This is a genomic window from Timonella senegalensis JC301 (assembly GCF_000312125.1).
Taxonomy (GTDB): Bacteria; Actinomycetota; Actinomycetes; order Actinomycetales; family Cellulomonadaceae; genus Timonella; species Timonella senegalensis.
The window spans coordinates 290,581-297,011 of record NZ_HE978643.1 but is presented as its reverse complement, the minus strand read 5'-3'; the positions used below and the strand labels follow the sequence as shown (position 1 = coordinate 297,011).

General features: G+C 59.0%; 8 protein-coding genes and 1 tRNA gene. 5 read left to right on the top strand and 4 right to left on the bottom strand.

Translation table 11 applies throughout. The features are described 5' to 3' along the window. Positions 1-617: exonuclease domain-containing protein (locus HGSM_RS09130; RefSeq protein WP_230197527.1), on the top strand; the 617-nt coding region annotated here is incomplete at its 5' end. Positions 618-641: 24 nt separating this feature from the next. On the opposite strand, the gene HGSM_RS09125 is transcribed toward HGSM_RS09130, so the two are convergent. Further along, on the bottom strand, positions 642-1,148 hold the full coding sequence (locus HGSM_RS09125; RefSeq protein WP_040594920.1) for a YbjN domain-containing protein: 507 nt from the start codon (positions 1,146-1,148) through the stop codon (positions 642-644). A 189-nt stretch (positions 1,149-1,337) separates the two neighbouring features. On the opposite strand from HGSM_RS09125, the gene HGSM_RS09120 reads away from it, so the two are divergent. Then, entirely contained in the window at positions 1,338-2,831 is a 1,494-nt protein-coding gene (locus HGSM_RS09120) for an MFS transporter (protein ID WP_019148443.1), read from the top strand. A 65-nt stretch (positions 2,832-2,896) separates the two neighbouring features. Here the strand turns inward: HGSM_RS09120 and HGSM_RS09115 are convergent. Further along, positions 2,897-2,970 (bottom strand) — tRNA-Arg (locus tag HGSM_RS09115). 74 nt (positions 2,971-3,044) lie between these two features. On the opposite strand from HGSM_RS09115, the gene HGSM_RS09110 reads away from it, so the two are divergent. After that, complete coding sequence (locus HGSM_RS09110; RefSeq protein ID WP_019148442.1) at positions 3,045-3,458, top strand: ankyrin repeat domain-containing protein; 414 nt, start codon at positions 3,045-3,047, stop codon at positions 3,456-3,458. A 210-nt stretch (positions 3,459-3,668) separates the two neighbouring features. Here the strand turns inward: HGSM_RS09110 and HGSM_RS09105 are convergent, their stop codons facing one another. Further along, the gene (locus tag HGSM_RS09105) at positions 3,669-4,571 is read right to left on the bottom strand and encodes an ATP-grasp domain-containing protein (protein WP_040594919.1); all 903 of its coding nucleotides are present in this window, start codon (positions 4,569-4,571) and stop codon (positions 3,669-3,671) included. An 87-nt stretch (positions 4,572-4,658) separates the two neighbouring features. On the opposite strand from HGSM_RS09105, the gene HGSM_RS09100 reads away from it, so the two are divergent. Together HGSM_RS09100 and HGSM_RS09095 are read left to right on the top strand one after the other, a co-directional pair. Beyond that, positions 4,659-5,279 carry an L-threonylcarbamoyladenylate synthase gene (locus HGSM_RS09100; RefSeq protein ID WP_019148440.1) on the top strand — a complete coding sequence of 207 codons (621 nt, stop codon included), beginning with the start codon at positions 4,659-4,661 and terminating at the stop codon, positions 5,277-5,279. A gap of 146 nt (positions 5,280-5,425) precedes the next feature. Then, positions 5,426-5,935 carry a Dps family protein gene (locus HGSM_RS09095; RefSeq protein WP_019148439.1) on the top strand — a complete coding sequence of 170 codons (510 nt, stop codon included), beginning with the start codon at positions 5,426-5,428 and terminating at the stop codon, positions 5,933-5,935. Positions 5,936-6,049: 114 nt separating this feature from the next. Here the strand turns inward: HGSM_RS09095 and HGSM_RS09090 are convergent, their stop codons facing one another. Next, a complete protein-coding gene (locus tag HGSM_RS09090) occupies positions 6,050-6,274 on the bottom strand; it encodes a hypothetical protein (RefSeq protein WP_019148438.1) in 225 nt (74 codons plus the stop codon). Positions 6,275-6,431 lie beyond the last annotated feature (157 nt).

Sequence of the window (6,431 nt, the reverse complement as noted above, 5' to 3'; positions counted from 1 at the left end):
TTCATGTGTACTCCCGCACTTCCGTGGCGTTGAATCCTGGGCGCCCCACCGAAACGGACCCCATGTCTCTCTCCTTCACCGCGATCGACTTCGAAACTGCGAGCGCCGCACGCGCGAGCGCTTGCTCTGTTGGGATCGCCGTGGTGAATGATGGCGCAGTCGACTTCTCCTCCCACTTCTACATTCGCCCGCCCACGGGCCTCGAGTTCACAAACTCGTGGCTCCACGGGATCACGGCTGAGCACTGTGAAGATGCGCCGGGTTGGACGCCCGTTATGGAGCGGGTGAGCGAGCTGGCCGTGGGAATGCCCTTCGTGGCCTACTCCGCCTTTGACAAGTCCGTGTGGAACGCGGCCTGGGAAATGGAAGAGGGCGCGCGTCGACCCGCAACCTTCCACGACGCCCTCGGCCTGGCCCGCAGGACTCTCACGCTGCCCTCGTACAAGTTGCCCGTGGCTGCCGCCTCGCTCGGCGTTGCGTCGTTCAACCACCACAATGCAGAAGACGATGCTCTAGCGTGCGCGCGGATTGTTCTTGAGATTGCCGCGAAGTTTGAGGTCACAGAGTTGAGCAGACTCTTCCCAGCAAGCCAGTCCGCTCGCAGAAGGTCCACCTAGCAGGCTGTGGGTGTCGCCACCTGCCTAGTCCTCCTGCGATGCCCGGTACGTATCCCAGGCATGCGGGAAATCGGATTCTAGCGACTCGAAAAACGAGATCGAGGTTTGAACTGTGCAGATGACGTGCTGCTTGAGTTGCTCGTCGGAGACACCGAACTCGTAGTCCACATTGTGTTCCGTGCAGAGGCGAATCTGATCGTCAACCACACGGGCATACGTCTTGGGCCACAGCTTGTCTCGGTTCCAGTCGTTACACGCGTCCACAGCTCGAACGATGTCGATCGCAGGAGGACGCGCATACCACTGGCCACGTATCGTAAGGATTTCCTTCTTTTCTCCAACGGCCTCGAACACAAACCAACCGGACTCCCAGCGTGCGAAGACGTCCCCATCTGAGTCCACCTGGTAGGAGAACGACTCGCCTTCGAGTACTTTCTTCACTCTGTCGAGTGTGAGCGGTGGAAGGTTCGATGCGCTTCCGGACGGGCTCACGTCAAAGCCCTTTTTGCCGCCAAAGATTCCCACAGTCACTCACTCCCGCCTATCGAACCAGTTCACACGCCGGAGTGCACGTCTGTGCTCGCACATCTCAGCGTCATATCCCACCCTACCCAGTTCTCCGAGCCGCACGGTGCAGTGTCTCAGTCTGCCTCCTCAAGATGCGCATGAGCGGGTGAAGACGTTCCATTGAAAGATGGCGTCACGTTGAAGCACGCGGCTATGTTGCTGATGCGTTTTGCCTCTCCCCACCCGTGCCGCACAACTGAGGGGGCAGACGACATGGGCGATGAACTCGAGCAACAAGGCGTTCCCGAGCGGGGCTTTCGCACGTTTCTGCACGTTCTCGTGAACACAGCGGTCGCAAATATCACCACCAGTTTCATGTGGTTCGCACTCACCTTTTGGGCGTACGCCGAGACCAGAAACGTCATTGCCACGGGCACAATCGCTGCGGCCTACATGCTGTTTGTTTCGCTCTTCTCCATGTTTTTTGGGACATTGGTTGATCGATTCCCCAAGAAGGCCGTCATGGCTTGGGCTACCCTGATCGCGCTGTGTGTGTTCGTGCTGGACGCGGGACTGTTCTTCCTTGTCGGGGAGAAGCGCATCATCGACCTGGGCGGTCCCTGGTTCTGGATTTTCACAGTGGTTCTCCTAGCTGGCGCGGTGGTGGAGCAGTTGCGCGCAATTGCGCTGTCGACCACCGTTACTCTGCTTGTCCCAGCCGAGCGGCGGGCGAACGCAAACGGCATGGTGGGCACGGTGCAGGGAGTCAGCATGCTCATCACAAGCGTGTTCAGTGGCCTCTCCATAGGATTTCTTGGGATGGGTTGGACCCTCATCATTGGTACTAGCGCGCTCGCGCTGACTCTAATCCACCTCCTCGCACTGAGCATCCCCGAGCGCGGCATAGTTGCCGCAGAGCACATAGCGCGTTGGGTAGATGTCCGAGGTGGCTGGTTTGCTGTAACAGCGGTGCCAGGCCTCCTAGCGCTCGTCCTGTTCACCACCATCAATAATATTTTCCATGGTGCTGCCATGACGGTCATGGATCCCTACGGCATCGAAATGTTCGGCGTAGAGGGCTGGGGAATTGCTTTCGCCGTCATGTCCACAGGATTCATCCTCGGAGGCGTTGTCGTCGCCGCCCGCGGCCTGGGAACTAATCCTGTCCGGACGATGCTACTTACGGCCGGTGTGCTCGGAGTCGTCGGAGCGCTGAGCACGATCCGCGAACTAGGTTGGCTGTTTATCGTTGCCATCTGGTTGTTCATGGCGCTCATCCCTGTCGTTGAGGCTGCAGAGCAGACCGTCATCCAGAAGGTGGTCCCCTATGAAAAGCAAGGGCGAGTGTTTGGGTTCGCGAACACTTTCGAGGCGGCGGCTGCTCCCCTGACCGCGCTCATCGTGGCACCCATCGCTGAACTCTGGATCATCCCGCTACTTCGTACTGAAGAGGGTCTACGTCCGTGGAAAGCAATTCTCGGGACTGGCGAGCACCGCGGTATCGCGCTCATCCTGCTGGTCGCAGGGACTCTCTGCACGCTCTTCGTGCTTGCTGCATTCGCTTCGCCCCAATACCGAATGCTCTCGCGCCGGTATGCGGACCTGGAACCAGTTGAGCTGGGCGCAGAACCGGAGTCGGTGGCCGCGACTGAACCGGAAATTCTTGGCGATTCAACTCCGCAGCCCCCTGGTGAAAAGGGTGGGTAAACGGTGGGTCAGCAGCAAAAGAGCGGGCTTCCACACTTGGAAACCCGCTCTGATCTGCGCATACGCGCCCCCGACAGGATTCGAACCTGCGACCTAGGGATTAGAAGGCCCTCGCTCTATCCAACTGAGCTACGGAGGCATATCGATTGTAATGGAGGAGAGTGCCAGTCTCCGAATCCGCGGCGGTGGGTGCCCAAGAGTAGGCTTAGAGGCATGTCAGAACAGTTTCTTTCTTCCCTGCCCGAGGACGAGCGGCACGCATTTGTAGAAGGCGTATTTGACCTCGCGCGCACCGGCCAAACCGCCCAACTGCGCGAGATGATCAAGGCGGGAGTGCCCGAAGGAATCGTCAATGGCCGCGGTGACACCCTGCTGATCATCGCGACGTACGCCCAGCAGCATGAGACGGTCCAGTATCTCCTCGAAGCTCGCTCACCGCTCAATGCGGTGAACTCGATGGGCCAGACAGCGGTCTCGTGCGCGGTCTTCCGAAACGACGCGCTTCTCCTGAACGCGCTCCTCGACGCTGGCGCTGACCCGCAGGCGGGAACCCACAGTGCACTAGCCATCGCACAGCAGTTCAACATCACGGCCATGATCGAGTTGCTGACCACTCGAAGCGAATAAAGAGTCAGCACGGACTCCCTCGCGCGCTCAAGTGGCCACTCGACCGCGCGCCGCGCATTCACAACGTATCCGCGCTGACGCAGCGTAGTGGCTCTCGGGGCGAAAGCGCACTTAGAACGCGCACACGAAAATAGCGGCTCGGCTCCTCCCCTAGGGAAGAGCCGAGCCGCTGTTGTAGTTCTCAGGAAGCGACTAGGCGCTCACGGACAACTAGGCACTCAGGCGTGCCGCGATCGCGCGTGCGTAGTTCTCCACTGCGCCAGGGTGGCGGCGCACAAAGAGACGGGGTTCAACGAGTTCGATCTCAAGGAGGACTGGTAGGCCTTCCTCACCTGGAAGCATGTCAACACGGGCGTACAGGAGTTCGTCCTCGATGCCAAGGATCTCGCGTGCGGCGCTCAGGGACTTGCGTGCCAGGTCAAGGAACGTCTCGTCGGCGACGCCGTCCTTGAGCGATTCCTCCACGTAAATCTCAGACGGTGCGGTGCCACGGGAAAGCATCGCGCTCTTGAGGAAGGAGTGCGAGTACTCGCCGTTGAAGAACACCACGGAGGTTTCACCCTCGTGGTCAACGCTGGTCAGGTAAGGCTGGATCATGACGTGGTTACCGGCAGCCAGCATGTCGCGTACCTGGTTGATCGCACGGGTACGAGCGGTGGCGGTAGCTTCTTGGTAGCGAGCCACACCCTGCGAACCCGCAGAGATGGTCGGCTTAATAACAAAGTCACCAAACGCGGGGAGGCGCGTGTGGATTGCCTGCGACGAGAAGTGCCGAGCAGGGTCCAGCCACACTGTACGAATGGTGGGGATACCCTTCTCTGCCATCGTCTTCAGGTATTCCTTGTCTGTGTTCCAGACAAGAACCGAGGCAGGGTTCTCAAGCTTAGGTACAGATTTGGCCCACTCAAGGAACTCTTCGCGGCGTGACCCGTAATCCCACGTCGAGCGCAGGACAACGAGGTCGAAGCCAGCCCAGTCAACGGACTTATCAGTCCAGACATGAACAGAAGCTTCGACGTTCAGCTTTGCGAGAGCCTCCACCAAGGCACCGTTGTCTTGGTTGAAGGAGGGGTGATCTTCACTGATTACTAGGGCTACACGAGGATTCGACACGCTATCAAGGATAGTCCGTATTCCGTGAGGGGCCGACCGGAACCGCTATCTGTTTCGCATTTCACTTTTCGCAACTAGAGTCCACTTATGGCAAAGTTCTTCGACTTACACCCAACAGACCCGCAGCCTCGCCTCATCTCCCAGATCGTAGATGCACTGAGAGAGGGCGCGGTCATCGCGTATCCCACTGACTCCGGCTACGCGCTGGGAACCCAGATTGGTAACCACGACGGCGCCGAACGCATCCGCTCGATTCGTCAGCTCGACGACAAGCACCATTTCACCCTCGTCTGCTCGGATTTTGCTCAACTCGGACAGCTCGTTGTCCTCGACAACTCGGCGTTTCGCGCAATCAAGGCCTCGACGCCGGGTAAGTACACCTTCATCCTGCCGGCCACCAAAGAGGTTCCGCGCAGGCTCGCCCACCCCAAGAAGAAGACGGTTGGCGTCCGAATTCCCGACCACCCAGTGGTCCAGGCAATCCTTAAGGAACTCGGCGAGCCCCTGCTGTCCACGTCTCTCATCATCCCGGGACACGAGGAGCCGCTCAACGAGGGCTGGCGCATCAAGGATGAGCTCGACCACCTACTCGACATAGTGATAGAAGGCGGCGATACGGAACCCGAACCCACCTCGGTGATCGACTACACCGATGGCAGCCCTGAAGTCACCCGACACGGATCCGGTGACACCACACGGTTCGAATAGCATCCACCCGCCACCACCTGCAGGCACCCTTTTTGGGTGCCTGCAGGTGCGAGAACACCCAAACGCGCCTAACGTAAATAGGACGAGGTCCAACTGGACCCAGCGATAAGTCGCTGCACAATCGTCGAAAATCAAGGGAGTTTGCTGTGGCTAGCAGTAAGTCGAACTACACCGTTCCTGGACTCACGCTCAAAGACGGGCACAAGGTCGCCAAGACGCTTCAGATGCGGATTCACGCCCTCAACGACCTCCAACTCACCCTCAAACACGCGCACTGGAACGTGGTTGGCCGTGATTTCATCGGCGTGCACGAGATGCTCGACCCGCAGATAAACGAGGTCCGTGGATACATTGACGCGCTCGCCGAGCGCATGGCGACCATGGGTGTTCCGCCAAATGGTCTTCCTGGGGCCATCGTGAAGGATCGAACGTGGGAGGATTACTCGCTAGGCCGCGCCACCACGACTCAACACCTGACTGCCCTCAACGAGGTATACAACGGTGTGATCTCGAGCCACCGTGAGGCCATCGCCGAAGTCTCGGACATTGACCCAATAACCGAGGACATCTTGATCGGGCAGACCGCAGGACTCGAACTGTTCCAGTGGTTCATGCGCTCGCACCTCGAGAACACCGCAGGAGACATCCCTAAGTAGTTCGCACGATCTCACAGAAGTGGCCGGACACCCGCGGGTGTCCGGCCACTTCTGTTGCATGGACATTATCGTCACAGGCCATGTCGGCCCAGTGCATTGTCCATCGAGAATGTGCTACTCCGCGTCGAGGCCTTCTTGTTCCTCACCCTCGCCTAGGAAGTCCTCACTTTCCTCGTGCATATCGCGCGAACGGTACTCGTCATCCTTCTTGTGGAGCGGATCCTGCGACTCCAGCGTCTCTGGATAGTCCTGGTCGCCCTGTTCGACCGGTTGCGAGGCGCGGCCGTCAAAAGGCTCGAACTCAGGATCGGTGTATGGACTGAACGTTTCTGATGACATGATTCCTCCCTGTGCAGGCGACTCACCTACAGGTTTTCATCAAGAGGGGCTCTGCGCCACCGCACGAAGTGGGAAAAGCGAAAGGCACCCGGGTTCCGGGTGCCTTTCATGTGTGGTGCGCCATCAGGGACTTGAACCCCGAACCCACTGATTAAGA

Bases quoted from the DNA above. Each gene is read 5' to 3' on its own strand.
- HGSM_RS09120 (WP_019148443.1), top strand. From the start codon at position 1,338: ATGTTGCTGATGCGTTTTGCCTCTCCCCACCCGTGCCGCACAACTGAG.
- HGSM_RS09110 (WP_019148442.1), top strand. From the start codon at position 3,045: ATGTCAGAACAGTTTCTTTCTTCCCTGCCCGAGGACGAGCGGCACGCA.
- HGSM_RS09090 (WP_019148438.1), bottom strand. From the start codon at position 6,274: ATGTCATCAGAAACGTTCAGTCCATACACCGATCCTGAGTTCGAGCCT.
- HGSM_RS09100 (WP_019148440.1), top strand. From the start codon at position 4,659: ATGGCAAAGTTCTTCGACTTACACCCAACAGACCCGCAGCCTCGCCTC.